General features: G+C 71.1%; 20 protein-coding genes. 11 read left to right on the top strand and 9 right to left on the bottom strand.

Annotation, left to right across the window (positions count from 1 at the left end; translation table 11 throughout):
* Positions 1-22 precede the first annotated feature (22 nt).
* A complete protein-coding gene (locus OG885_RS32390; protein WP_405737800.1) occupies positions 23-811 on the top strand; it encodes an adenosylcobinamide-GDP ribazoletransferase in 789 nt (262 codons plus the stop codon).
* Here the strand turns inward: OG885_RS32390 and OG885_RS32385 are convergent.
* The 5 genes from OG885_RS32385 to OG885_RS32365 all read right to left on the bottom strand — a co-directional run bounded on the left by OG885_RS32385 (position 808) and on the right by OG885_RS32365 (position 7270).
* Positions 808-1584, bottom strand: coding sequence for an endo alpha-1,4 polygalactosaminidase (locus tag OG885_RS32385; protein ID WP_405737799.1), 777 nt, complete (start codon positions 1582-1584; stop codon positions 808-810). The two genes, OG885_RS32390 and OG885_RS32385, sit on opposite strands and share 4 nt — an antisense overlap.
* Positions 1581-2210 carry a spherulation-specific family 4 protein gene (locus OG885_RS32380; RefSeq protein ID WP_405737798.1) on the bottom strand — a complete coding sequence of 210 codons (630 nt, stop codon included), beginning with the start codon at positions 2208-2210 and terminating at the stop codon, positions 1581-1583. Before OG885_RS32380 ends, OG885_RS32385 begins: the two co-directional genes overlap by 4 nt.
* The gene (locus OG885_RS32375; protein WP_405737797.1) at positions 2207-3598 is read right to left on the bottom strand and encodes a hypothetical protein; all 1392 of its coding nucleotides are present in this window, start codon (positions 3596-3598) and stop codon (positions 2207-2209) included. Before OG885_RS32375 ends, OG885_RS32380 begins: the two co-directional genes overlap by 4 nt.
* Complete coding sequence (gene pelF, locus OG885_RS32370; protein ID WP_405737796.1) at positions 3595-5121, bottom strand: GT4 family glycosyltransferase PelF; 1527 nt, start codon at positions 5119-5121, stop codon at positions 3595-3597. The genes OG885_RS32375 and pelF overlap by 4 nt, the downstream gene beginning before the upstream one ends.
* A 121-nt stretch (positions 5122-5242) precedes the next feature.
* On the bottom strand, positions 5243-7270 hold the full coding sequence (locus tag OG885_RS32365) for a hypothetical protein (protein ID WP_405737795.1): 2028 nt from the start codon (positions 7268-7270) through the stop codon (positions 5243-5245).
* Between the two features lie 356 nt (positions 7271-7626).
* Between OG885_RS32365 and OG885_RS32360 the strand changes: the two genes are divergently transcribed.
* The 3 genes from OG885_RS32360 to sucB all read left to right on the top strand — a co-directional run bounded on the left by OG885_RS32360 (position 7627) and on the right by sucB (position 12719).
* Positions 7627-9147, top strand: a complete 1521-nt coding sequence (locus OG885_RS32360; RefSeq protein ID WP_405737794.1) for a leucyl aminopeptidase — start codon at positions 7627-7629, stop codon at positions 9145-9147.
* Positions 9148-9448: 301 nt separating this feature from the next.
* Positions 9449-10837 carry a dihydrolipoyl dehydrogenase gene (gene lpdA, locus OG885_RS32355; RefSeq protein WP_405737793.1) on the top strand — a complete coding sequence of 463 codons (1389 nt, stop codon included), beginning with the start codon at positions 9449-9451 and terminating at the stop codon, positions 10835-10837.
* 79 nt (positions 10838-10916) lie between these two features.
* Positions 10917-12719 carry a 2-oxoglutarate dehydrogenase, E2 component, dihydrolipoamide succinyltransferase gene (gene sucB / locus OG885_RS32350; RefSeq protein WP_405737792.1) on the top strand — a complete coding sequence of 601 codons (1803 nt, stop codon included), beginning with the start codon at positions 10917-10919 and terminating at the stop codon, positions 12717-12719.
* 60 nt (positions 12720-12779) lie between these two features.
* On the opposite strand, the gene OG885_RS32345 is transcribed toward sucB, so the two are convergent.
* Entirely contained in the window at positions 12780-13448 is a 669-nt protein-coding gene (locus tag OG885_RS32345) for a hypothetical protein (RefSeq protein ID WP_405737791.1), read from the bottom strand.
* A 213-nt stretch (positions 13449-13661) separates the two neighbouring features.
* Here OG885_RS32345 and OG885_RS32340 point away from each other — a divergent pair, with 213 nt between their 5' ends.
* The 4 genes from OG885_RS32340 (at position 13662) to OG885_RS32325 (ending at position 18970) form a co-directional block, all read left to right on the top strand.
* Positions 13662-14294, top strand: coding sequence for a GntR family transcriptional regulator (locus OG885_RS32340; protein WP_399965607.1), 633 nt, complete (start codon positions 13662-13664; stop codon positions 14292-14294).
* 339 nt (positions 14295-14633) lie between these two features.
* Complete coding sequence (gene aceE / locus OG885_RS32335; protein ID WP_405737790.1) at positions 14634-17339, top strand: pyruvate dehydrogenase (acetyl-transferring), homodimeric type; 2706 nt, start codon at positions 14634-14636, stop codon at positions 17337-17339.
* A 78-nt stretch (positions 17340-17417) separates the two neighbouring features.
* A complete protein-coding gene (locus OG885_RS32330; RefSeq protein WP_405737789.1) occupies positions 17418-18395 on the top strand; it encodes a helix-turn-helix transcriptional regulator in 978 nt (325 codons plus the stop codon).
* A gap of 56 nt (positions 18396-18451) precedes the next feature.
* Positions 18452-18970, top strand: a complete 519-nt coding sequence (locus tag OG885_RS32325) for a DUF4240 domain-containing protein (protein ID WP_405742972.1) — start codon at positions 18452-18454, stop codon at positions 18968-18970.
* 6 nt (positions 18971-18976) lie between these two features.
* On the opposite strand, the gene OG885_RS32320 is transcribed toward OG885_RS32325, so the two are convergent.
* Both OG885_RS32320 and OG885_RS32315 read right to left on the bottom strand, forming a co-directional pair.
* Complete coding sequence (locus OG885_RS32320; RefSeq protein WP_405737788.1) at positions 18977-19186, bottom strand: hypothetical protein; 210 nt, start codon at positions 19184-19186, stop codon at positions 18977-18979.
* Between the two features lie 70 nt (positions 19187-19256).
* A complete protein-coding gene (locus tag OG885_RS32315; protein WP_405737787.1) occupies positions 19257-20270 on the bottom strand; it encodes a methyltransferase in 1014 nt (337 codons plus the stop codon).
* Between the two features lie 118 nt (positions 20271-20388).
* Here OG885_RS32315 and OG885_RS32310 point away from each other — a divergent pair, with 118 nt between their 5' ends.
* Positions 20389-21513: a lipid II:glycine glycyltransferase FemX gene (locus OG885_RS32310; RefSeq protein ID WP_405737786.1), complete on the top strand. Its 1125-nt coding sequence runs from the start codon at positions 20389-20391 to the stop codon at positions 21511-21513.
* On the opposite strand, the gene OG885_RS32305 is transcribed toward OG885_RS32310, so the two are convergent.
* Entirely contained in the window at positions 21475-22341 is an 867-nt protein-coding gene (locus OG885_RS32305) for a peptidoglycan recognition protein (RefSeq protein WP_405737785.1), read from the bottom strand. The genes OG885_RS32310 and OG885_RS32305 overlap by 39 nt on opposite strands.
* A 205-nt stretch (positions 22342-22546) precedes the next feature.
* On the opposite strand from OG885_RS32305, the gene OG885_RS32300 reads away from it, so the two are divergent.
* Both OG885_RS32300 and OG885_RS32295 read left to right on the top strand, forming a co-directional pair.
* On the top strand, positions 22547-23731 hold the full coding sequence (locus OG885_RS32300) for a MarP family serine protease (protein ID WP_405737784.1): 1185 nt from the start codon (positions 22547-22549) through the stop codon (positions 23729-23731).
* Positions 23732-23811: 80 nt separating this feature from the next.
* The gene (locus OG885_RS32295; RefSeq protein ID WP_405737783.1) at positions 23812-24441 is read left to right on the top strand and encodes a TetR family transcriptional regulator; all 630 of its coding nucleotides are present in this window, start codon (positions 23812-23814) and stop codon (positions 24439-24441) included.
* Positions 24442-24540 lie beyond the last annotated feature (99 nt).

Here is a 24540-nt window from a genome sequence, read left to right as displayed (position 1 = left end):
CCACCGGGCTACTCTTCCGGGCGTGTCCACGTCCCCGCAGCTCCACGGCCGTCTGCACGGCCTCCGTTTCGCCTTCGGCACCCTGAGCGTGCTCCCCGTCCGGGTGAGCCGCTGGGACCGGCAGGCGGCGCGCGGCGGCATGCTGTGCGCTCCGCTGGTGGGTGTGGTGATCGGCGGGCTGGCGGCGGGCGTCGGGCTCGCGCTGCTGTGGCTCGGCTCCGGGGCGCTGCTCGCCGCGGTCGGCTCCGCCGCGGTGCCCGCGGTACTGACCCGGGGCCTGCATCTCGACGGCATCGCCGACACCGCCGACGGACTCGGCAGCGGGAAGCCCGCGGAGGACGCGCTGCGGATCATGAAGCAGTCGGACATCGGGCCGTTCGGGGTGATCACGCTCGTCTTCGTACTGCTGGGGCAGGTGGCCGCGCTGGCACAGGCGTACGACGACTCCTGGACCCGGGGTGCGGTGGCCGCGGTCGTCTCGGCCATGGCGGCGCGGCTCGCGCTGACCCTGGCAGCGCGCACCGGAGTGCCGGCCGCCCGGCCGGAGGGGCTGGGGGCGGCCGTGGCGGGGGTGGTGCCGGTGGCGGGCGCGGTCGGGGTCGCGGTCGGGGTGCTGGTGGCGGCGGCAGGGGGCGGGCTGCTGGTGGGGAGCTACATCCCCGTCATCGCCGTGGTCGTCGCGCTGGGCGCGTCGGAACTTCTCCTACGGCACTGCACACGCCGCTTCGGCGGGATCACCGGCGATGTGTTCGGCGGACTCGCGGAGACCGCGGCGACGACGGCGCTGGTCGTCCTGACCTTCAACGCCTAGCAGGCCCGGCGCCACGCCCCCAGCTCGTACTTCTTCGCCATCGAGCTCAGCTTCAGCCGGCGCGACTCCGCGCAGAAGGCGCTCGTCGGCAGCTCGTACTCCACGTGGAACACGGCCTTGCCCGCCTCGATGAAGGGCGTGTTGGCCTCGCACTCGTCGTACTGGGCGCACTGCTCGTTGACCGCGAAGTCGAAGTCGTCGACCAGCCGCGGGATCTGGTCCAGGTCGTTCTTCAGGCCCACCGCCATCCCGCGGTCGTGGGCGAGCCTCGCGATCAGACGGTTGTAGCGGAGCTGGTCGGACGCCTTCAGGTCGAAGCCGGTGCGGTTCTTGTAGCCGTCCATGTTGTCCGGCTCCACCGCGTCGAAGCCCTTCTCCCGGCACATGTCCATACGGTCCGCCATCAGCGGCTCCAGGACGTCGACCTGCCGGATGTCGAGCCAGCGTTCGCCCTCCCAGCCGTTGCCGCGGCCGATCACCGACTTGGGGAACTTCTCGGCGTCGGGCCGCCAGTCCTCCCAGGCGCCGGTGGAGAGATAGCAGATCACCTTGCGGTCCTCGCGGTGCAGGGCGGTCACGGTCGCCTTCGGCTGGTCGAAGCCGTCGATGTCGTAGACCGGAACGTCGACGGAGGTGTCGATCGTCCGCCCGCTCAGCTGCCACTGCCAGGCGAGACCGGGGGTCGGCTGCCAGCGGGCGCTCGGCTTCCCGTCCTGGGCCGTGGTGCAGGCGGCAAGGAGAAGCAGGGGGAACAGCCACAGGAGGCGTTTCACTGAGCGGGCTCCAGAGTGTGGGGCAACGTACCCCAAGGATGATCACCCATCCCCGGCACCCCGCAGTACAGATCCGCCCCGTGCACCGCGAGATCCGCGCCACGCGGGACGCCGTACACGAGGTGGCACAGCCGTACGTCAGAGGTGCCGCGCCACTGCGGCGGGCCGAGGTGGAGGTACGACGTCCAGGGACCCTCGAAGGTCACCAGGACGTCGGCGATGCGGGCGTAGGAGGGGTGTGGCGCGGTTCCGTGGTTCAGGGCCAGGGTGCCTCGGACGGCTGTGGCGAGTCGGCGGTAGTACGTGAACTCGGCTTCTCCTGAGGCCACTTGGTCCAGGAAGGCGCCGTCCGTGGCGTACCAGTCGTGGTGGTGGGTGAGGTCGCGCACGACGTCGGTGCGGGGACGGCGGGCGTAGGCGGTGTCGACGTAGCCGAGGGTCCGTGTCCCTGCGGCTTTGAGGCGTGCGGCCACTTCGACGAAGGCCTCGTCCGGGTGGTCGCCCGGGCCGCTCGCCGGGTTGAGGACGACCGCGTAGAGGTGCGGCGCCGCTGCGATGATCGCGTCCCATTCCGCGGGGCGGACGGACGGGTGCTCGTAGTACGGGAGCAGGAGGTTGTTCGTCATCGGTGGGCGGTCGCCTTCCCCAGCAGGGCGCAGACCAGGGCCGCCTGGGTCGTGGCGGCGATCGCGTAAACGGTCGGGGCGGTCAGCGGGCCGAGTGTCTGGGCCAGGGCCGCCACGGAGCAGATCGCTGTCGTGCTGAGGATCGCGCCGAAGGACTGGAGCAGCAGGGCTGTCCACAGGACGGTGCCGAGGAGCAGGAGGGGGGTCGGGCTGATGCCGGTGGCCAGGGCCAGGGCGAGGAGGGTGAGGAGGTAGGTGGTGAGGCAGTGCAGGAAGGTGCGGGTCGCTGCGCGGCGGAAGGCGGTTGGGGTGGTGCTGGAGCGCAGGGCGGTTGTGCCGGCGCTGCGGAGGTGGTGGAGGAGGTACTCGGCGGGGCCCATGCCGAGGGTGAGGATGACGGCGGTGAGGTTGTCTTCCAGGGCTGAGTGGAGGACGAGGGTGCCGGTGGCCAGGCCGAACACGGCGTAGGGGAAAGAGCTGGAGAGACGGGGGCCTTGGGTTGTTGGTTGACTGCGGGTGTGTGGGGGCTTGTCGCGCCCGCGCGGCGGTAGCCGCACATTCGATGCAGCCCCGCGCCCCTTGAGTCCGTAGCTCCGAGGCATGATTTCAAGTACTGCCAGGAGTGTCACCGTCAGCAGCGAAGCCAGCAGCAACGTCAGTCTCGCCGTGTTCGGGATGGAGTTGAGCAGGGTCAGGACTGCTCCTGTCGCCATGGGCAACAGGGCCAGCAGCAATGCTCGTTCGCGGGCCCGTACCAGCAGGATCGTCGATGCGCCCAGGTAGAGGGCCTGGCCCGCCGCGAAGGCCGTGGTCCGGTCTGCCGTGCCTGAGACCAGGAACGCCACCAAGGCGCCCAGGACCACCCCTACCGGTGTCCCCAGCAGCAGGCTCCGCTTCGCCGCTCGCTCGTCTCCCAAGCCCAGCCAGGTGTACGCCCTGTGGGCCAGGCCCTGGTTCCAGGTCCAGCCGGTGAGGGCGCCGGCCAGGAGCGGGAGTGGGGACGCGGCGGCCAGGACGTAGGCGAAGCCGGGGAGGGCGAAGAGCACGCCTCGGAGCAGGCACGTCAGCAGGCTCACCCGCCACGGGTCGTGGGGCGGGGTCCGGGGTTCGGGGTGGCGGCGGGCTACTCGTTCGTAGAGTTCCTCGGCCAGCGCGAAGGAGTTCTTCACGCCGTACCGCTCGCGTATCTGGTCGTCCGACATGCCGTCGGATTCCAGGAGCGCGGCGATCTCGTCGGGGTGGACGGCCGCCGCCACGAAGTCGTCGAGGCGGGCGGCGAGTTCGTCGACGGGGTCGGGGCCGGCCCAGCTGGGGGCGGTGCGTTGTCTGGGGATGGCGGGGAAGGTTTCGGGGCGGGCGTCCGGCGGGAGCCAGATCGAGCCGCTCACCAGTCGGTTCCGTCCGTCGCGACCGCCGCGTACCAGGGGTCGCGCAGTTCGAGCGTCCAGTCGGTGACGGTCTCGATCGTGGGCTCATAGACCTCGGGCAGGCCCGCGAGTTCCTGGTAGATGGTGCGGAAGGCGTCCACCGAGCGGCGGAGCGTGAAGCGGTCGATCACTCGTCGGCGGGACAACTCGCCGAGCTTCAGGCGGCGTTCGTCGTCCTTCAGGAGGGTCAGGGCCGCCGCCGCCATCTTCTCCGGTTCCCTCGGCGGGACGACCAGGCCCGTGTCGCCGACGGCCTCGCGTACGCCGCCCACGTCCGTCGACACCGTCGTACGGCCGCAGGACATGGCCTCGATGATGGAGAACGGGAAGCCCTCGGAGATGGAGGAGAGCATCACGACGTGGCCGGCCGCGTAGGCGCGCCAGACCTCGCTGATGCGGCCCTCGAAGGTGAGGCCGTCGGTGACACCGAGTTCGGCGGCGAGTTTCTCCAGGCGGGTCTTGTACTCCTCGCCGCCCGGTGGGACCGGGCCGAACAGGCGCAGGCGGGTTTCCGGGAGTTCGGCGCGGACCATGGCGTAGGAGTGGATCAGGGTTTCGAGGTCCTTGATGGGGTCCACGCGGCCGCACCAGGTGAGGGTCAACACCTCGGGCTCGGGGCCCGCGTGCGGGAAGGCGGCCGGGTCGACGCCGTTGTAGACCGTGCGGATCTTGTCGGCGTCGGCGCCGCCGCGCTCCTCCCAGCGGCGGTTGTACTGGTTGCACGGTGTGATCAGGTCGGCGGCCCGGTATCCGTGTGAGTTGAGTTCACGGTAGAAGCCGAGCATGAAGGCCTTCACCGGCCAGCGTTGGGCGTCTGCGCGGTAGCCGAGGTAGCGCTCGCGGAGGTAGATGCCGTGCTCGGTGAGGAGGAAGGGCACGCCGTCCAGGTGGTGGGCGGCGAGTGCGGGCAGGGTGGCCAGACCGCTGCTCACCGCGTGCGCGACCGAGTCCTCGGGGATGCGGACGCCCAGCGGGCGCAGGGCGTGTTCCAGGAGGTCGGTGGCGGTGAGGGCGTCGTGGACCGTGGGGTGGGCGGCGGCGGTGGGCAGGTGCGGCATCGTCCAGATCCACATCAGGGAGCGCAGCGCCGATTCTGTGCGCAGGGCCGCCGACAGCCGTCCGTCACGGGCCAGTCGGGCCAGTTCGTGGAGGGACTCACCGAAGGCGTGGGAGTCATGGTTTTCCGGGTCCAGGAAGGAGAGCAGGAAACGCTCGTAGGAGTCGAGGAAGCGGCGCCTCGCCCTGCCGTACGGGGCGGTCCTGCGGCCGGGGCGTGGGCCCCAGGTGGGGACCGAGGTGTGGGCGTAGACGTTCGCCGGCAGCTCCCAGGTCACGGGTTCGCGGCCGCTGCCGGTGAGCGACAGGATGTGGAAGTCGACCTCCGGCATGCCCTTGACCAGCTGGTCGCACCAGGTGCTGACGCCGCCGTGGACGTGTGGGTAGGTGCCTTCGGTGAGCATGGTGACGTGTCTGCCCGTGCGCATTGCCGCGCGGTTCCCCCCTGATATGCGGATGTGGTTCGGGGGGACTGCGGACCGGACCTCGGCTGCGGGTTTCGTCGTGGCCGGTCGCGCAGTTCCCCGCGCCCCTTTGGGGCGTTGCTGCTTACGGCAGTTTCAGAGTGACTGCTGATTGCAGGAGCTCAGGCGTGGTCCATGCCGAGCGCCTGCCTGCGTACCCGGTGCCGAACGTCGCCGTCCCCAGCAGCAGTTGCTTCTTCGTGCCCTCCGGTGCCGTCACCGGGATCTGCGTCCCGCTCGGGGCCGTGATCGTCACCGTCGTGCCGACGCGGTACGCCGTGACCTTGCCGGAGGCCAGCGCGGCCTGCCAGGCGGCGCGGCGCTGGAGTTCGGTGCCGATGGCGGCCTGGGCGAGGTTCTCCAGCGGGGTGTTGTCGGCGAACAGGGCCTGGTAGTCGGCCAGCACCTTGTTCAGGACCGGGTAGAGGGTGCGGTCCTCGGCCAGGTTGGACTGGTGGGCGTAGTGCGGGCGCGGGTCGCCCGAGATCGCGTGGCCGAGGGCGGTGCGGGCCTCCTGCGGGACGATGTACGTCCGGTAGCCGGTGGCCGTGTCGAGGGGCGCGGGCAGACAGGTGGACGTCGGGTTGTTCTCGCACAGGCCGCTGCCGCCGTCGGCCGCCGAGGTGTAGATCCAGTTGTACTCGTCGGCCATCTCCGCGTCGGTGCCCGTGTTGTAGTACACGTTCATCGGGTAGCGGGGCACGGTGAGGGTGCCGCTGCCGACCGAACGCTGGTCGGGTTCACGGGAGTTGTCGGAGGCGGTCCATTTGACTCCGCCTGCGGCGAGGGCGCCGGCCAGGTTGGGGTTGTCGTCGGGCTGCTGGGGCAGGGTGCGCAGGCCCGAGTGTTCGCCGGTGACCAGCTCGGCGCGGTTGAGCGGAAGGCCCTTGCCGACACCCCAGTTGTAGTTGTCGCCGATCTCCGCGGAGATCTCGGCGCGGCTGAGGTACCGGGTCGTGCCGTCGGCGTTCTTGGCGCAGCTCCACGGCACGGCGGTGGTGTCCTGGACGCAGCCGAGGAACTTGTGCGTGTAGGTGTGGTTGATCCAGCGGTACTTGGCCTTGTCCGCGAGGAGTTGGGCGGCGAGGGCGTCGGTGCCGCCGTTCTCGGTCTTCCACTCCTCGCCGGAACCGGCGTTGTAGACCATGTCGAGCTTGAAGCCGTGCTCCTGCTGCCACTGCGCCGCGTACTGGGCGTCCGCGGCGGTCATCCGGATCGGGACGGTCCCCTCGCCGTCGCCGCCGGGGCAGGTGAAGTCGCCCGGGGTGCAGTTGTGCGCGGTGTCCCAGCGGCTGTCGGGTGCGAAGACGTCGTCGACGTGGACCTCGAAGGAGTTGCGGATCTGCCCCAGGTGCACGCCCTGGGTCAGCCACTCCACGATGCCGCGGGCGAGCACCCGGAACTGCTGCTGGTACTGGTTGTAGGCGAAGGTCACGACGAGTTCGCGGCGGCCGTCGTGCGCGTACTCGCCGATCAGGCTGCCACGGCCGGTGCCGCCCGGGACGGGCACGTCGACATAGCTGGTGAAGCCGGTGCGGGGCGTGGCGACGAAGCCGTAACTCTCCTGTGTCGCCGCCGAGTTGTCCTCGAAGGCGACAGCCCCGTCGAGATACCCGAACCAGCCCGCCTTGCCTGCCGTGGTGACGTCGGCGGTCCGGCCGTCCAGCGTGCCGGAGTACGCGCTGTAGTCCAGGCCCACCTCCGGGTGCGCCCAGGTGTAGGCGTCGACCTGCGGGATGCCGTACGTCCTCTCGTACGTCTCCAGCGCGGTCTGCTCCGCCGAACCCGCGCCGAACGGGGCCTCGTTGGGCAGCACGACGCCCTGATACCGGGCCCGGGGTGTGCCGCCCACCGTGTCGGCGAGGAACGCGGCCGTGATGACCGGGCGGTCGCCGGCGTTCAGGTCGACGACGGTGTACGGGATGCCGGTGTTCCTGAGCTGGGCGGTGATGGCCTGGACCGGGCTGTCGCCGTTGTCCACGACCAGCACCTTCAGGTCGATCCGTGGTGTCGCCGCGGCGACGGCGCCGGGAGCCCCCAGTCCCAGCGCGATCAGCCCCGCAGTCGTGGAGACGGCTGCCGCGACCTTCCATCTGTGCGCACGGTGCGCCATTGGTGTCCCTTCCCCCCAGAAGATCCCCTGGCGCCCCTTTGGTGGGAAATCGGCGGAGGATCCGTGGAAATCACGCAAAGCGGCGAGCAGAGCGCCCGCCGGAACACAGTGAGTGTGACCGAGGTGACCGGGAGTGAGAGCTGAGAAGTGGCCACGACGCCACCCACAGGTGAACGCCCGTAGGAATGAGCGAAAGCGCGCCACGCGCGTAGGCTCGTTCCGGGTGTTCATCGACGGGGTGAAGGCCCCGGACGATGCCGCCCGCACAGCCAGTTCTAGGGTCGGCTGTCGGGCCCGGTCGACCCACCCAGACTCGACCAGACTGAACTTCACATCGGAAGCGAGATTTCACCACCGTGACTGCTCTCACTCTCAGCACCGCCGCGGCGCCCGGCCTGCGGGCCGACGCGATCGTGATCGGTGTCGCCAAGGGCGCGAAGGGCCCGGTCGTCGCCCCGGGCGCCGAATCCGTGGACAAGGCCTACGACGGCAAGCTGGCCGGCGTCCTGGAGACCCTCGGTGCCTCAGGTGCCGAGGGCGAGGTGACGAAGCTGCCCGCGCCGTCCGGCTTCAAGACCCCGCTCGTACTGGCGGTGGGTCTCGGCGCGGAGCCCGAGAAGGACTCCTCCTTCGACGCCGAGGCGCTGCGCCGGGCCGCCGGTGTGGCCGCCCGCACGCTGCACGGCGCCAAGAAGGCCGCGTTCGCGCTGCCGCTGACGGACGCCGCCGACGCCGGCGCGGTCGCGGAGGGCGCGCTGCTCGGCGCGTACTCCTTCGACGCGTACAAGGAGAACGGCAAGGACCCGAAGAACGGCAAGGCGCCGCTCGCCGAGGTCGCCCTGCTGGGCGGCAAGCCCCGCGACAAGGCGTACAAGGCGGCCGTCGAGCGCGCCCTCGCGGTCACCGAGGAGCTGAACCGCGCTCGAGACCTGATCAACACCCCGCCGAACGACCTCTACCCCGAGGCCTTCGCCGCCGTGGCGCAGGCCGCGGGCAAGGAGCACGGCATCAAGGTGCAGGTGCTCGACGACAAGGCGCTGGTCAAGGGCGGCTACGGCGGCATCCTGGGCGTCGGCGGCGGCTCCGAGGCCAAGCCGCGGCTGGTGAAGCTGTCGTACACCTCCTCCAAGGCGAAGAAGCACCTCGCGTTCGTCGGCAAGGGCATCACCTACGACTCGGGCGGCATCTCGCTCAAGCCGGCCGGCCACAACGAGACCATGAAGTGCGACATGAGCGGTGCGGCGGCGGTCTTCGCCGCGATCGTCGCCGTCGCGCGGCTCGGCCTGGAGGTGAACGTCACCGGGTGGCTGGCGCTCGCCGAGAACATGCCGTCGGGGTCCGCGGTACGCCCGGGTGACGTGCTGCGCATGTACAGCGGCAAGACCGTCGAGGTCCTCAACACCGACGCGGAGGGCCGGCTGGTGCTGGCCGACGCGCTGTGGGCGGCGTCGGCGGAGAAGCCGGACGCGATCGTCGACGTGGCGACGCTGACGGGCGCGATGATGCTGGCGCTGGGCAGCCGGACGTTCGGGATCATGGCGAACGACGACGCGTTCCGCTCCGCGGTGCACGAGGCGGCCGAGGAGGTCGGCGAGCCGGCGTGGCCGATGCCGCTGCCCGAGCACCTGCGCAAGGGGATGGACTCGCCGACCGCCGACATCGCGAACATGGGTGAGCGGATGGGTGGCGGGCTGGTCGCCGGGCTCTTCCTTCGGGAGTTCGTGGGCGAGGGCATCACCTGGGCGCACCTCGACATCGCGGGCCCCGCGTTCAATGAGGGTGGGCCGTTCGGGTACACGCCCAAGGGGGGTACGGGTACCGCTGTGCGTACGTTGGTGCGGCTGGCGGAGCTGACTGCTGCGGGTGACTTGGGCTGACCGTCGCCTGAGAGCTCGGTGCCTGGGGTTCGCGGGCGACTGCGGGCCGGCTGTGGCCGGTCGCGCAGTTCCCCGCGCCCCTGAGGGCGTCAGCCCCAGGCATCTCACTTTGTGCCCTCTTCACATGTGAGCGTGTGGCGTCTCACACCCCGGCCCGGCGTCTCGTTCCCTTCCGACAAGTGCGAAGATGGGGCTCGGCAGGACAGGGCCCCACCACAGGGCCGAAGAAAGAGCGGCCGGACACCAGCCGCCGACCGGTCACCGCAGACCGGCGTAGGCGCACATGCATGGAGGACGTGACGTGGCGAACGACGCCAGCACCGTTTTCGACCTAGTGATCCTCGGCGGTGGTAGTGGCGGGTACGCCGCGGCCCTGCGCGGGGCGCAGCTGGGCCTGGACGTCGCCCTGATCGAGAAGGACAAGGTCGGCGGCACCTGCCTGCACCGGGGATGCATCCCCACGAAGGCCCTGCTTCACGCGGGCGAGATCGCCGACCAGGCCCGCGAGAGCGAGCAGTTCGGTGTGAAGGCCACCTTCGAGGGCATCGACATCGCCGGTGTCCACAAGTACAAGGACGGTGTCATCTCCGGGCTGTACAAGGGTCTCCAGGGCCTTGTCGCCTCCCGGAAGGTGACGTACATCGAGGGTGAGGGGCGGCTGTCGTCGCCGACCTCGGTCGATGTCAACGGCCAGCGCGTCCAGGGGCGGCACGTGCTCCTCGCGACCGGCTCCGTGCCGAAGTCGCTGCCGGGCCTGGAGATCGACGGCAACCGGATCATCTCCTCGGACCACGCCCTCGTCCTGGACCGCGTACCGAAGTCCGCGATCATCCTCGGCGGCGGCGTCATCGGCGTGGAGTTCGCCTCCGCCTGGAAGTCCTTCGGTGCGGACGTCACCGTCATCGAGGGCCTCAAGCACCTCGTCCCGGTCGAGGACGAGAACTCCTCCAAGCTTCTTGAGCGCGCGTTCCGCAAGCGCGGCATCAAGTTCAACCTGGGCACCTTCTTCTCGAAGGCCGAGTACACCGCCGACGGCGTCAAGGTCACCCTGGCCGACGGCAAGGAGTTCGAGGCCGAGGTCCTGCTGGTCGCGGTCGGCCGCGGCCCGGTCTCCGCCGGTCTCGGGTACGAGGAGCAGGGCGTCGCGATGGACCGCGGCTATGTCCTGGTCGACGAGTACATGCGGACGAACGTCCCCACCATCTCCGCCGTCGGTGACCTCGTCCCCACGCTCCAGCTCGCGCATGTCGGCTTCGCCGAGGGCATCCTGGTGGCGGAGCGTCTGGCCGGTCTCAAGGCCGTCCCGATCGACTACGACGGTGTCCCCCGTGTGACCTACTGCCACCCGGAGGTCGCCTCCGTCGGTATCACCGAGGCCAAGGCCAAGGAGATCTACGGTGCGGACAAGGTCGTCGCTCTGAAGTACAACCTGGCGGGCAACGGCAAGAGCAAGATCCTCCAGACCGCGGGCGAGATCAAGCTCGTCCAGGTCAAGGACGGTGCCGTGGTCGGCGTCCACATGGTCGGCGACCGCATGGGCGAGCAGGTCGGCGAAGCCCAGCTGATCTACAACTGGGAAGCGCTGCCGGCCGAGGTCGCCCAGCTCATCCACGCCCACCCGACGCAGAACGAGGCGCTCGGCGAGGCCCACCTGGCCCTGGCGGGCAAGCCGCTGCACGCGCACGACTGACCCTCGGTCGAACCCCGCGAAGCGACTCCGTCTCCGCGACGACACAGACTTCCGCAATTCGTAAGGAGCAACCGAAACCATGGCGGTTTCCGTAACCCTTCCGGCGCTCGGCGAGAGCGTCACCGAGGGCACTGTCACCCGCTGGCTGAAGGCCGAGGGTGAGCGAGTAGAGGCCGACGAGCCGCTGCTCGAGGTGTCGACCGACAAGGTCGACACCGAGATCCCCTCCCCCGTCTCCGGCGTCCTGTCCTCCATCAAGGTCGCCGAGGACGAGACCGTCGAGGTCGGCGCCGAGCTGGCCATCATCGACGACGGCACGGGCGCCCCCGCTGCCGCCCCGGCCCCGGCCGCCGAGCCCGAGCCCGCGCCCGCCGCGGCTCCCGAGCCGGCCGCTGCCGCCCCGTCCACCGAGCAGGCCGCCCCGGCGCCCGCTCCCACCGCCGAGGCCGCCGCCGGCGGCGGCAGCGCCGAGGGCACGGACGTCGTCCTGCCCGCGCTCGGCGAGTCCGTCACCGAGGGCACGGTCACCCGCTGGCTGAAGGCCGTCGGCGACTCCGTCGACGCCGACGAGCCGCTGCTTGAGGTCTCGACCGACAAGGTCGACACCGAGATCCCGGCCCCGGTCTCGGGTGTCCTGCTGGAGATCACCGTCGGTGAGGACGAGACCGCCGAGGTCGGCGCCAAGCTCGCCGTCATCGGCGCCCCGGGTGCGGCTCCGGCCGCTGCCCCGGCTCCGGCCGCTGCGGCTCCGGCCCCCGCCGCCCCGGCTCCCGCGCCCGCCCCGGCCGCCCCCGTGGCCCCGCCGGCCCCGGCTCCGGCCCCCGCCGCTCCGGCTCCGGCGCCCACCCCGGTCGCCGCCGCCCCGGCTCCGGCCGCTCCGGCCCCCGCGCCGGCCGCGCCGGCTCCGGTCGCCCCCGCTGCCCCGGCTCCGGCCGCGACCTCCGGTGACGACGGTGCCTACGTGACCCCGCTGGTGCGCAAGCTCGCCGCCGAGCACGGTGTCGAGCTCGGCGCCGTCAAGGGCACCGGCGTCGGCGGTCGTATCCGCAAGCAGGACGTCATCGCCGCCGCCGAGGCCGCGAAGGCCGCCGCCGCTGCCCCGGCTCCGGCCGCCGCCCCGGCCGCCGCCGCGAAGAAGGCCCCGACCCTCGAGGCCTCGCCGCTCCGTGGCCAGACCGTCAAGATGCCGCGCATCCGCAAGGTCATCGGCGACAACATGGTCAAGGCGCTGCACGAGCAGGCGCAGCTGTCCTCGGTCGTCGAGGTCGACGTCACGCGGCTGATGAAGCTCCGTGGCCGGGCCAAGGACTCCTTCGCCGCCCGTGAGGGCGTCAAGCTGTCCCCGATGCCGTTCTTCGTCAAGGCCGCCGCCCAGGCGCTGAAGGCGCACGCGCCCATCAACGCCAAGATCAACGAGGGCGAAGGCACGATCACCTACTTCGACACCGAGAACATCGGTATCGCGGTGGACTCCGAGAAGGGCCTGATGACCCCGGTCATCAAGCACGCGGGCGACCTCAACATCGCCGGCATCGCGAAGGCCACGGCGGAGCTGGCCGGCAAGGTCCGCGCCAACAAGATCACGCCGGACGAGCTGTCGGGCGCGACCTTCACCATCTCCAACACCGGTTCGCGCGGTGCGCTCTTCGACACGATCATCGTGCCGCCGGGCCAGGTCGCGATCCTCGGCATCGGCGCCACGGTCAAGCGCCCGGCCGTCCTGGAGACGGAGGAGGGCACGGTCATCGCCGTCCGCGACATGACCTACCTGACCCTCTCCTACGACCACCGTCTGGTGGACGGCGCCGACGCGGCCCGTTACCTGACCGCGGTCAAGGCGATCCTGGAGGCAGGCGAGTTCGAGGTCGAGCTCGGCCTGTAAGGCTGTAGGCAGTACGTCGGTGCCCCGTCCGGAGCGTTCTCCGGGCGGGGCACCGGTCTTTCAGCGGGGCGTCAGCGTGCGGTCGCTCCAGTCCCACAGGGTCTCGACCCATGCGTTCGGGACGTTGAGCCGGGGCGAGTAGGTCAGATGCCGGGTGCGGTAGGCGCGCAGCACGTCGTAGGTGGCGTCGAGGCAGTCGCGTGAGGTGAGTTCGCCGGTCCGCGGGTCGAAGCCGACGAGGAAGCCGCGGCTCTCGACGGTACGGACCATGGCCCGGGCGGAGTTCACGTCCCCGGTCGACGAGGCGACGCAGCGGTAACGGCTGTACGGGTGCGTGGACCTGCCCGGATAGTGGGCGTCCCGGGACATGTCGCTGAGCATGCGGTCGTACGTTCCCTGCGCGTGCCAGGCGCCGATGTCGCCGCCCGGCGGGGTGTACAGCTTGTTCGTGGGGTTCTCGACGGCGCCGTAGACCCACTGGTTGGTGCCGGTGATCCGGAAGCCCCAGCCGACGTGGCCGAACTTCTGCGCCCCGTCGGGCTTGACGAAGACGCAGGCGCCGCCGCCGCTGCCCGACTGTCCGCCGCCCGCCATGTTGGTGAGCGCTTCGGCGGTGCTGGGCGTGACGTCCGCCGTCGCCTTCGTCGCCGCGTGCCCGCAGCCGGTGATGCCGATGATCGCGCCGATCACGGCCGCGGCAGCCGCTCCCCGGTGTCCCCCGATGTTCATGCCCGTCCCCCCGTCGTACGAAGGGGCACCGATGTGGCAACCCCTGCCGAACGCGACACTCCCCGGGGTCACGGGGTTCCGCGTCTTGACAGAAGTCCGCGGACTGGGAGCGTGTAAGTCTCGTCTCACCTGCATGAAAGCGCCCCCATGCGCCCCTCCGGAACGGGCACTCGGCCTTATTGTCTAAACGTCAAACGCCCTTAAGGAGCACTCATGACCGCGCCCGTCGTCCACTCGCTGCGCGAACAGATCCGCGAGCACATCGTGGAAGGGATCGTGAGCGGACGCTGGAAGCCGGGCGAGCGCATCGTCGAGCGGCGGATCGCGACGGAGCTGGAGGTCAGCCAGACGCCGGTCCGGGAGGCGCTGCGCGAGCTGGAGTCGCTGCGGCTGATCGAGTCGGCGCCGAACAAGGGCGTACGGGTGCGGAACCTGACCGCGGCCGACCTGGAGGAGAGCTACCCGGTCCGGGCCGGTCTGGAGGCGATCGCGGCGGAGCTTGCGGCGGAGCGGCTGGCGGGGGACTGCTCGGCGCTGGAACCGCATGTCATGGCGCTGTACGAGGCCGACCGGGAGGCGGACGGCACGGCGCAGGTCCGGCACACCGTCGGCTTCCACCGGGAGATGGTCCGCGCGGCCGGCAACTCCGTGCTGCTGCACACCTGGGAGGGGCTCGGCATCGAGGTCTTCACGGCCCTGTCGATCCGGTGGCTGGGGACGGTGCAGCAGTCGTACGCGGAGGAGCACGAGGAGCTGGTGCAGGCGTTCCGGCGTCGGGATCCTCGTATCGCGGAGCTGGTGAAGGCGCATGTGCTGGGGTGTGCGCCCCGGCACGAAGGGGAGTGACCGAGGGGTGCGTTTTCGGCCGCGGGTGCGTTGTGGCTGGTCGCGCAGTTCCCCGCGCCCCTAGGTGTCTCACCCTCACCCCCACTAGAGCACTCCCCCGCTCACCTGCGAAAACAGGCGCCAACCAAGGTCACCCGGTGCCACCGCCGGAGGCACCCCGTGCCTACTTTCTCGGAATCGAGAGGTTTTGCCCCTCAACCCTTTGATCGATCATCGATCAGGGAGTTACAGTCGCCGACGGGCCTCTACCGAGGCCCCAGCCCTGTCCTGCCAAAGACCTAGGGCGACCCCGAACCCTTACAGATGAGGGAACCCCCTTCGACTGAGGAAGGCGGCGACATGACCGACCCCCACGCCATCCAGCCGAGCGAGCTCGACCAGCTCCCCGACCGGGACCCCGAGGAGACCGCCGAATGGCAGGCCTCCCTGGACGCGGTCGCCAAGGCGGCGGGCCCGCACCGTGCCGCGTACCTGATGCGCCGCACGCTGGAGCGGGCGGAGGGGAACGGCATCGCGCTGCCGAAGCTCCTCGAGACCGACTACGTCAACACCATCCCCACCGCCGCGGAGCCGGGCCTGCCCGGTGACCCGGAGCTGGAGACCCGGATCACCGCCTGGAACCGCTGGAACGCGGCGGCCATGGTGACCCGCGGCAGCAAATACGGCGTCGGCGGCCACATCGCCACCTTCGCCTCCGCGGCCTGGCTCTACGAGACCGGCTTCAACCACTTCTTCAAGGGCAAGGAGGCGGACGGGTCGGGTGATCAGCTCTACATCCAGGGCCACGCCTCCCCCGGCATCTACGCCCGCGCCTTCCTCGACGGCCGGCTGAACGAGGACCACCTCGACAACTTCCGCCGTGAGTCGGGCGGCAACGGCCTCCCGTCGTACCCGCACCCCCGCCGCCTGCCCTGGCTCTGGGAGTTCCCGACCGTCTCCATGGGCCTCGGCCCGCTGTCGGCGATCTACCAGGCCCGCTTCAACCGCTATCTGACGGCGCGCGGCATCAAGGACGTCTCGCAGTCCCACGTCTGGGCCTTCCTCGGCGACGGCGAGATGGACGAGCCGGAGTCCACGGCGGCACTCGCACTCGCCTCCCGTGAGGGTCTCGACAACCTCACCTTCGTCATCAACTGCAACCTCCAGCGCCTCGACGGCCCGGTCCGCGCGAACTTCAAGATCGTGCAGGAGCTGGAGGCCCAGTTCCGCGGCGCCGGCTGGAACGTCATCAAGACGCTGTGGGGCTCGGCCTGGGACGAGCTGTTCCAGCTCGACACCACGGGCGCGCTGGTAAGACGGCTGCGCGAGGTACCGGACGCGCAGGTCCAGACGTACCAGACCCGTGACGCCGCCTACATCCGCCAGGACTTCTTCGGGGCCGACCCCGCGCTGGTCGAGATGGCGAAGCTGCTGAGCGACGACAAGATCCTCGAGTGCTTCCACTTCTCCCGCGGTGGCCACGAGGCGCGCAAGGTCTACGCCGCCTACAAGGCCGCGGTCGAGTTCAAGGGCGCTCCGACGGTGATCCTGGCCCAGACGGTCAAGGGCAACACCCTCGGCGAGGGCTTCGCGTCGAAGAACGCCAACCACCAGATGAAGAAGCTGACGGTGGACGAGTTCAAGACCATGCGTGATCTTCTTGAACTGCCCATCTCCGACAGCCAGTTCGTCGACGGTGTGGTGCCTTACGGCCACCCGGGCGCCGACTCTCCCGAGGTGCGCTACCTCCAGGAGCGCCGCGCGGCCCTCGGCGGCCCCGCCCCCGCGCGCCGGGTGCACCCGCTGGCCCCGCTGCCCGCCCCCGCCGAGAAGGCCTTCGCCTCCTTCGACAAGGGCTCCGGCTCCCAGAACGTGGCCACCACCATGGCCTTCGTCCGCCTGATCAAGGACCTGGTCCGCGACAAGGAGACGGGCAGGCGCTGGGTGCCGATCGTGCCGGACGAGGCACGTACGTTCGGTATGGAGTCGCTGTTCCCCTCCCTCGGGATCTACTCCCCCAAGGGCCAGACGTACGAGCCGGTCGACCGCGACCAGCTCATGTACTACAAGGAGGCCAAGAACGGCCAGATCCTCAACGAGGGGATCACCGAGGCCGGTTCGATGGCCGACTTCATCGCCGCGTCGACCGCGTACTCCACGCACGGCGAAGCGATGATCCCGTTCTACATCTTCTACTCGATGTTCGGCTGGCAGCGCACGGCCGACCAGATGTGGCAGCTCGGCGACCAGCTGGGCCGCGGCTTCCTGGTGGGCGCGACGGCGGGCCGTACGACGCTGACGGGCGAGGGCCTCCAGCACGCGGACGGTCACTCCCCGGTCATCGCGGCGACGAACCCGGCCTCGCTGACGTACGACCCGGCGTTCGCGTACGAGGTCGCGACGATCGTCAAGGACGGTCTGCGCCGGATGTACGGCGAGGCTGCCCCGGGCGAGGACCCGAACGTCTTCTACTACCTGACGGTCTACAACGAGCCGCTCCCGCAGCCGGCGAAGCCCTCCGGGCTCGGCATCGACGAGGGCATCGTCAAGGGCCTGTACCGCTTCAACACGGCGGAGTCGGCGGGCGTCGACGTGGCCGCGGCGAACGCCCCGCGCATCCAGCTCCTCGGCTCCGGCACGGCGATCCACTGGGCGCTGAAGGCACAGCGGCTGCTGGCCGAGGAGTGGGGCGTGGCGGCCGACGTCTGGTCGGCGACGTCCTGGACGGAGCTGCGCCGTGACGCCCTGGAGGCGGACGCCGCTCTGCTCCGCGGCGAGGAGCGCGTCCCGTACGTCCGGCAGGCGCTGCACGGCGCCGAGGGCCCGGTCCTGGCCGTCTCCGACTACATGCGGCAGGTGCCGGACCAGATCGCGCAGTGGGTCGAGCAGGACTGGTCGTCGCTGGGCGCGGACGGCTTCGGCCTCTCCGACACCCGTGACGCGGCCCGCCGCCACTTCGGCGTCGACGCGGAGTCGATCGTCGTCGCGGCGCTGGCGCAGCTGGCCCGGCGCGGCGAGGTCAAGGCCACCGCGGTCAAGGAAGCGCGCGAGCGCTACGGGTTGTAGTTCGGCTGCGGGTGATACAGCCCCGCGCACCTTTAAAAGCAGGTCCGCTGACGCGGGCCTGCTTTTTTAATGGACACCATGCGTGCTGCCCGCCTCATCAAGATGGTCCTTCTCCTCCAGTCCCGGCCCTCCATGACCGCCGCCGAGCTCGCCGCGGAGCTGGAGGTGTCCGAGCGGACCGTCACCCGGGACGCGCAGGCGCTGTCCGAGGCGGGCGTTCCGGTGTACGCGGAGCGGGGGCGGGCCGGTGGGTACCGGCTGATCGGCGGGTACCGGACCCGCCTCACGGGTCTGCACCGCGGTGAGGCGGAGGCGCTGTTCCTGTCCGGCCTGCCGGGGGCGTTGCGTGAGATGGGCCTGGAGGACGCGGCCTCGGCGGCGCGTCTGAAGGTGTCGGCGGCGCTATTGCCCTCCCTGCGGGACGCCTCGCGCTCGGCCGCGCAACGGTTCCATCTGGACGCCCCGAACTGGTGGAGCGAGCCGAAGACCCCCGAGCTACTGCCCGCCGTCGCGGACGCCGTGTGGGACGACCGGCGGGTCGTCGCGCGGTATCGCAAGGGCGAGACGGAGGTCGAGCGGGAGCTGGAGCCGTACGGGCTCGTCCTGAAGGCGGGGATCTGGTACCTCTGCGCGCGCGTCCCGGAGGCTGGCGGCTCCTTCCGGGTGTACCGGATCGACCGGTTCACGGCGGTGGAGGCGGGCGAGGAGCGCTTCTCCCGTGCCGACGACTTCGATCTTCCCGGCTTCTGGGAGGAACGGTCCGAGCAGTTCGCCCGCTCGATCCTGCGCGCGCAGGTGGTCCTACGGCTGTCTCCCGACGGGGTGCGCCGGCTGCCGTACGCCCTGGACCGGGTCTCGGCGCGGGAGGCACTGGAGGGGGCGGGGGCGCCGGACGGGGACGGCTGGGTGACGGTGACGGTCCCCGTGGAGTCCGAGGAGGTCGCGCACACCCAGCTGCTGGGGCTGGCGGCGGAGGTGGAGGTGCTGGCTCCGGAGAGCCTCCGGGCGCGCTTCGCCGAGGACGCGCTCCGCCTGGGCCGCCTGTACGGGACATAACAATCCGCCGCACTCCACGTGCGCCCCACCCGCGCAGGGCCGATGCTGGACCCGTGATGGACGAGACGGAGTTCTGGGAGCTGGTGGACGCCACCCGCGAGGCCGCCGAGGGCGACCCCGAGGAGCAGGCCGACCTGCTCGTCGACAGACTCCTCCAGCTGGACCCGGAGATGGTCCTCGACTTCGCCCGTCACTTCGAGGCCCGCTACAACCGGGCGTACACCTGGGACCTCTGGGGCGCCGCGTGGCTCCTGTTGGACGGCGCCAGCGACGACGCCTTCGACTTCTTCCGCTGCTGGCTGATCGGCCAGGGCCGTGAGGTGTACGAGGGTGCCGTGCACGCGCCCGACTCCCTGGCCGACCTCCTCGGTGACTTCGACGAGGAGATCGACGGCGACGGGGAGGAGCTGGGCTACGCCGCGGACGAGGCCTACGAACAACTCACCGGCGCCGTCGCCCCCGACCTCGGCATCCCCCCGGCACCGTCCGAGCCGGAGGGCACCCCGGTCGACTTCGAGAACGACACGGTGCTGGCGGAGCGGTACCCGAAGCTGTGGGAGCGGTTCAGGGGCTGACGCCCGTCACGCCGCGGCCCTGCGGCGGGTCGGGTCCGTCGGGATGTACGCCTGTGTCTGATCCGCCTTCAGCACCACGTGGTGCATCGGGGCCGCGTTGGCCTGGTCGAGCGCGGAGGCCGTGACGGCGGCCGGACCGAGGACGACGGCAGCGGCCGCGCAGAGCGCCGCCCAGGGGCCGCGGGACGTCTTGGTGCCGGTGTGACTGCTGTTCATGTTCCCCACCTCCAGTCAGTGCGTATGCGTTGACGGTAGGGGGGCTGGTTCGGGGTGATCCGTGAGTCGCCTACGAGGACCCTGTGAACGCCTCCACCACCGACAGAACCGTCGATGTCGGCACGACCCGGGAGAGCCGGAGGCCTGACGCGGCGAACAGCGCCGCGAAATCCGCCTCCGTGCGTTCGCGGCCCACCAGCGCCGACATCAGCAGCAGGTCGAGAGTCTTGGACTGGTGCGGGGCGTTGCCGGTCGGTACGACCGCGTCCACCACCAGGATCCGGCCGCCCGGTGACATGGCTTCACGGCAGCGCTCCAGGATCGTGACGCACTGTTCGTCCTCCCAGTCGTGGAGGATGCGCTTGAGGAGGTAGACGTCCCCGGCGGGCGCGGACGTGAAGAAGTCGCCCTCGCTCAGGCTCCAGCGGCCCGCCGTCTCCGGTACGTCCAGCCGGTGCTCGGCGACGACGTGCGGCTGGTCGTAGAGCACGCCCGTCAGGTCCGGTCGGCGGCGCAGGACTTCGCGGAGCAGGCCGCCGTGGCCGCCGCCGACGTCGACGACCGTGCCGGTGGAGGGGAAGTCGTACGCGGCGGCGATCGGTGCGTTCTCCGGGTCGGACATCGCCGCCATGCCTGTGTGGAACACCGCCGCCGTCGCGGCGTCCTGGGCGAAGTACGCGAAGAACGGCATCCCGAAGATGCCCTCGAACACCGAGGTCCCCTCGACCAGGCAGCGTTCCATCGACGCGGCGGGCAGCCACAGGCTCAGGTCGGTGTTCATGAGGATCGCCGAGCGGGCCGAGTGCGGGGCGTCGGTGCGCAGCGCCTGCCCGGCCGGGGCGAGGCCGAAGCGGCCCTCGGTGTCCTCCACGACGACATCACGCGTGGCCAGCAGGCGCAGGACGCGATGGAGGTTGCGGGCGTCCGTGCCGGTGAGTTCGGCGAGTTCGCGGGGTGAGCGGGGGCCGTCCGTGAGGTGGTCCGCCACCCCCACGGCGGCCGCCGCGCGCAGGGCGGCCGGGAAGAGATAGCCCAGTGACTCGTCGATGAGGAATGCGGCGGAAGCACGCGAATCGGTCGTCATGCCCCTCAGGATGGCGGACGGACCCGGTCATCGACATGGAAGGTTCACTTGTGGGCTCTTGACCGGTGGCGCGCCTTCCGGCGTACCGTGGCCGCCCCCGAACAGGAGCACCCTGCCCATGACCAGCCCGTACGTGCGGGAGATAGCGCGCGAGGAGCATCTCGCCCACCTGCGGCGGCATCCCGACGTCAGTCATCTCCAGATCCCCGAATGGGGCGATGTGAAGCCCGACTGGCAGGCCGAGAGTGTGGGGTGGTTCGACGGGGACGATGTGCTGGTGGCCGCAGCCCTGGTGCTGTACCGGCCGTTGCCGGGGACTCGGCGCTTTCTCGCCTACGTTCCCGACGGGCCCTCCGTCGACTGGCGCGGGCGCCTCGAACCCTGGCTCGATCCGCTCGTCGCGCATGTCGAGGAGCGCGGGGCGTTCTCACTGCGGATCGGGCCACCGCTGGTCGTACGGCACTGGGAACCGGCCACCGTCGCGGCGGGCGTCGCCGACCCCGGCGTACGGCATCTGCGGGAGGTGCCCGCGGACGGGGTGGACGGGTTCGCGCTGGACGCCGGGGAGCGGTTGGCGCGGCTGGGGTGGCGGCGGTGCGCCGAGGAGGGGAACGGGTTCGGGCTCGGGCAGCCTCGGTACGGGTGTCAGGTGCCGCTCGCCGGGCGCTCGGTGGACGAGTTGCGCGCGGGGCTGGCACCGCACTGGGAGCAGGCCCTGCGGACCGCCGAGGACTCCGGTGTCCGGGTCGGGTGGGGTGGTGCCGCCGATCTGCCCGACTTCCATCGGCTGTACACCTCCACCGCCGCTCACGACGGCTTCAAGGCCCGGCCGCCCGACTACTTCCGGCGGCTGTGGAAGGCGCTCAACGCCCTGGACGACGACCAGGTGCGGCTGTATCTCGCCGAGTACGACGGAGTCGTGCTGTCCGCCGCGCTGATGATCAACGTGGGGTCGAGGGGGTGGCATTCGTACGCCGCCTCCGGGCGTCAGGGGCGTCAGTTCCGGCCCAGCAGCGCGTTGTTGTGGCGGATGGTCAACGACGCGCGGGCGGCGGGGGCCGAGACGTACGACCTGCGGTCCGTGACGCCGGTGCTGACGGAGGGCAAGTTGCTGGGGCGGCTGCTCTTCAAGACCGGGGCCGGTGGGCGGGTCGTGGAGTACCTCGGGGAGTGGGAGCGGCCCGTGGGCAGCCAGGGGGCCGTCCTACAGCGTGCGGTGCGGGTCTACCTCGGGCGTCGGTGAGCGCGGCGGCATCCGGCCCTGGAGGCGGGCCGCCTCGTTCCTGATGGCGGGGAGTTCGGCCGTGAGGGCGGCGCCGGGGCAACTGGTCATATAGCCCTCGTCGTGGCCCGCGACGGCCGGGAGGGTGGCGGTGGTGCCGGCGGCGTAGCGGCTGTAGCTGTTGCTCGACAGTAGTTTCACCGTGCTCCGCGGGTCGACGGCCGCGAGGCCCAGCTTCCAGGCCGCGAGGGCCGCGATCGCGTGGGTCATCGCCGGTGGGACCCGGACGCCCGCCGTGAAGGTGCCGAGGGCCGCTATGCCGGAGGTGCGGTGGTTGAAGCCCTGGGTGTGGGCGCCGGTGACCGGGCGGTCGACGCCCCCCGCGCGGCCCTCGTAGATCGTGCCGCAGCGGTCGACCAGGAAGTTGTAGCCGATGTCGTCCCAGTCCCGGACGCCGGTCTGGCCGGCCGCGAGGTAGCGGATGATGCGGGGCGCGTCGGCGCAGTCGTAGCCGTTGGGCGAGTCGGTGTGGTGGATGAAGACGGCGACGACCTTGTCGTCGTAGCGCGCGGGGGGTGGGGTGCGGGCGGCGGAGTTCGCCTCGCCCGTTCCCTTCGCCCAGACCGAGCGCGGCACTATGTGCGGCCTCGGCGCGTGGTGGAGGGTGGCCGGGCGGGCCGCGAGCGGATGGGCCGGGCGGGCCTCGGCCCGGCGTTCGACGCCGGTCGCGCACAGGATCAGGGCGACCACGGCCGCGAGGCCCGGCACACAGGCCAGCAGCAGCATGGCCCGGCCGGGTATTCGGACCGGGCGTCGTTTCCGCATCCCCCTGGTTCGTCGGACACGCATGGTCCCACTCTCGGCCGGATCGTCCGCGCCCGCGATGTGTGGTGTGCCACCCGGTGGAACCATCGTCCTGGTCCGGGGCGTTTCTCCGGATGCACGCTCGTCGTGCGCACGTGCGCGTGGCCGGTTCCGGACGGCACGCGCGGGTGCGTGCTGATCACTGGGACCGTCCCGCCCGTAATAAGGGGTCCGAGAGAAAGGCGGCTCCGTGGACCTGCTCGACATCGTGCTGGTGCTGGTCGTTCTGGCCTATGCCGTATCCGGCTACCGGCGCGGCCTCATGGCCGGCTGTGTCTCCTTCGCCGGGTTCGTGGGCGGCGCGGTCATCGGGGTGTGGGTGCTGCCCTGGATGATGGACCTGGTGACACCGGGCAGTACGTCGGCGACGGTGACCGCGGTGCTGACCGTGCTGGTCCCGGCCGTGGTGGGGCATGAACTGGCGGGGCGGCTGGCGCTGCGGCTGCGCCGCGAGCTGGACAACGGGCCGCTGCGGGTCGCCGACGGGATCGGCGGGGCCGCGGCCAACTCGGTGGCCGTGCTGATCGTGGCGTGGGTGGCGGCGAGCGTGCTCGGCGCGTCCTCGTCGGCGCTGCTCACCTCGTCGATCCGGGACTCCCGGGTGCTGGGCGCGGTCCAGGACGCGATGCCGGACACCACGCCGACCTGGTTCTCCCGGGCCACGTCGGCGCTGACCGAGGCGGGTTTCCCGCAGGTCTTCAACCCGTTCGAGAACGAGTCGACGGCCCAGGTCGCCAAGCCCACCGGCGACAGCGTGACCAGGGCCGCCACGACCGCCGCCAAGGTGAGCACGGTGAAGATCGAGGGCGCCTCCGGCACCCAGGGCCGCGAGGGCAGCGGCTTCGTGTACGCGCGCGAGCACGTGATGACGAACGCGCACGTGGTGGCCGGCATCGACCGGCCGAGCGTACGGATCGGCGGGGTCGGGCGGTCGTACGAGGCACAGGTCGTGCTCTTCGATCCGGACAAGGACGTGGCCGTGCTGTACGTGCCCGGCCTTCGGGCCCCGGTGCTGAAGTTCGACGACCGTGCCTCGCGCGGCGACTCCGCGGTCGTCGCCGGCTATCCGCAGGACGGCGACCTCAACCTCCAGGCGGCCACCGTGGCCAACCGGGTCCACGCGAACGGCCAGAACATCTACGGCGACGAGCGGGTCACCCGCGAGATCTACTCGATCCGCTCCACGGTCCGGCCCGGCAACTCCGGCGGACCGCTGCTGACCACGGACGGCAGGGTGTACGGCGTGGTCTTCGCCCGGTCGACGTCCGACGACGAGACGGGGTACGTCCTGACCGCCGACGAGGTGGCCGCGGACGCCGAGCGGGCGGCGGACGCGACGGCGCCGGTGGACACGGGTGAGCTGATCACCTCGTGACGCGCCACAGGCTGGTGGTGGCACAGTTTGCCACTGCTGCGGAATCTGTCGCTCACCAGGAAACGGCGTACGCTCCCCCGGTGAGCACCAAGCCTCTGTCGCTGACCGAGCGCCGCAAGGCGGCGACCCAGCTGGACATCGCGCGGGCCGCCGCCGGGCTGTTCACGGAGCGTGGGCCGGACCGGACGACCGCGGAGGACATCGCCGAGCGGGCCGGGGTCGCGCTGCGCACCTTCTACCGGTACTTCCGCAGCAAACAGGACGCCGTGGCACCATTGCTCGCCCATGGCGCGGACCGCCGGCGCGCGCTGCTGGCGGAGTCGGAGCCGGGGGCGGGGCTGACGGACGCCCTGGAGCGGGCGGTCGAGGAGTCACTGTCGGCGTCGGACGCGCACACGACGGAGGGGCTCCGGCAGATGCGGGCGCTGTTGCGGGCGGCCGTGGCCGATCCGGCGCTGCGGGCCGTCTGGTACCGGGTGAACCAGGAGTCCGAGGAGAAGCTGGCCCCGGTGCTGGCACGGCTGGCCGGGCCGGACGCCGATCCGCTGGCGGTACGGCTGACGGCCGCCGCGGCCACGGGCGCGATCCGGGTGGCGCTGGAGGCGTGGGCCGCGACGGACGCCGACGTGACCGGGCCGGGCTCCCCGGCGGAGCTGGCCGTGCGCTGTCTGCGGGAACTCAGGGGCGGCATGCGCCTGTTGGCGGACTGACCCGGCCCTCGTACGGCCCAATGCCCTGGCCGGGCGCCGGCACCGGCGTACCCCTGGGCCCATGACACTGCCCGTCTTCTTCCTGATCTCCCTGCTGGT

This window comes from Streptomyces sp. NBC_00028 (assembly GCF_045041065.1).
Lineage (GTDB): Bacteria > Actinomycetota > Actinomycetes > Streptomycetales > Streptomycetaceae > Streptomyces.
This window is presented reverse-complemented; position numbering and strand designations above follow the sequence as displayed.

Coding starts and splice junctions, on each gene's coding strand:
- OG885_RS32380 (WP_405737798.1), bottom strand. CDS start 2,210: ATGACGAACAACCTCCTGCTCCCGTACTACGAGCACCCGTCCGTCCGC.
- pelF (WP_405737796.1), bottom strand. CDS start 5,121: ATGCGCACGGGCAGACACGTCACCATGCTCACCGAAGGCACCTACCCA.
- OG885_RS32365 (WP_405737795.1), bottom strand. CDS start 7,270: ATGGCGCACCGTGCGCACAGATGGAAGGTCGCGGCAGCCGTCTCCACG.
- sucB (WP_405737792.1), top strand. CDS start 10,917: ATGGCGGTTTCCGTAACCCTTCCGGCGCTCGGCGAGAGCGTCACCGAG.
- OG885_RS32345 (WP_405737791.1), bottom strand. CDS start 13,448: ATGAACATCGGGGGACACCGGGGAGCGGCTGCCGCGGCCGTGATCGGC.
- OG885_RS32340 (WP_399965607.1), top strand. CDS start 13,662: ATGACCGCGCCCGTCGTCCACTCGCTGCGCGAACAGATCCGCGAGCAC.
- aceE (WP_405737790.1), top strand. CDS start 14,634: ATGACCGACCCCCACGCCATCCAGCCGAGCGAGCTCGACCAGCTCCCC.
- OG885_RS32330 (WP_405737789.1), top strand. CDS start 17,418: ATGCGTGCTGCCCGCCTCATCAAGATGGTCCTTCTCCTCCAGTCCCGG.
- OG885_RS32325 (WP_405742972.1), top strand. CDS start 18,452: ATGGACGAGACGGAGTTCTGGGAGCTGGTGGACGCCACCCGCGAGGCC.
- OG885_RS32320 (WP_405737788.1), bottom strand. CDS start 19,186: ATGAACAGCAGTCACACCGGCACCAAGACGTCCCGCGGCCCCTGGGCG.
- OG885_RS32315 (WP_405737787.1), bottom strand. CDS start 20,270: ATGACGACCGATTCGCGTGCTTCCGCCGCATTCCTCATCGACGAGTCA.
- OG885_RS32310 (WP_405737786.1), top strand. CDS start 20,389: ATGACCAGCCCGTACGTGCGGGAGATAGCGCGCGAGGAGCATCTCGCC.
- OG885_RS32305 (WP_405737785.1), bottom strand. CDS start 22,341: ATGCGTGTCCGACGAACCAGGGGGATGCGGAAACGACGCCCGGTCCGA.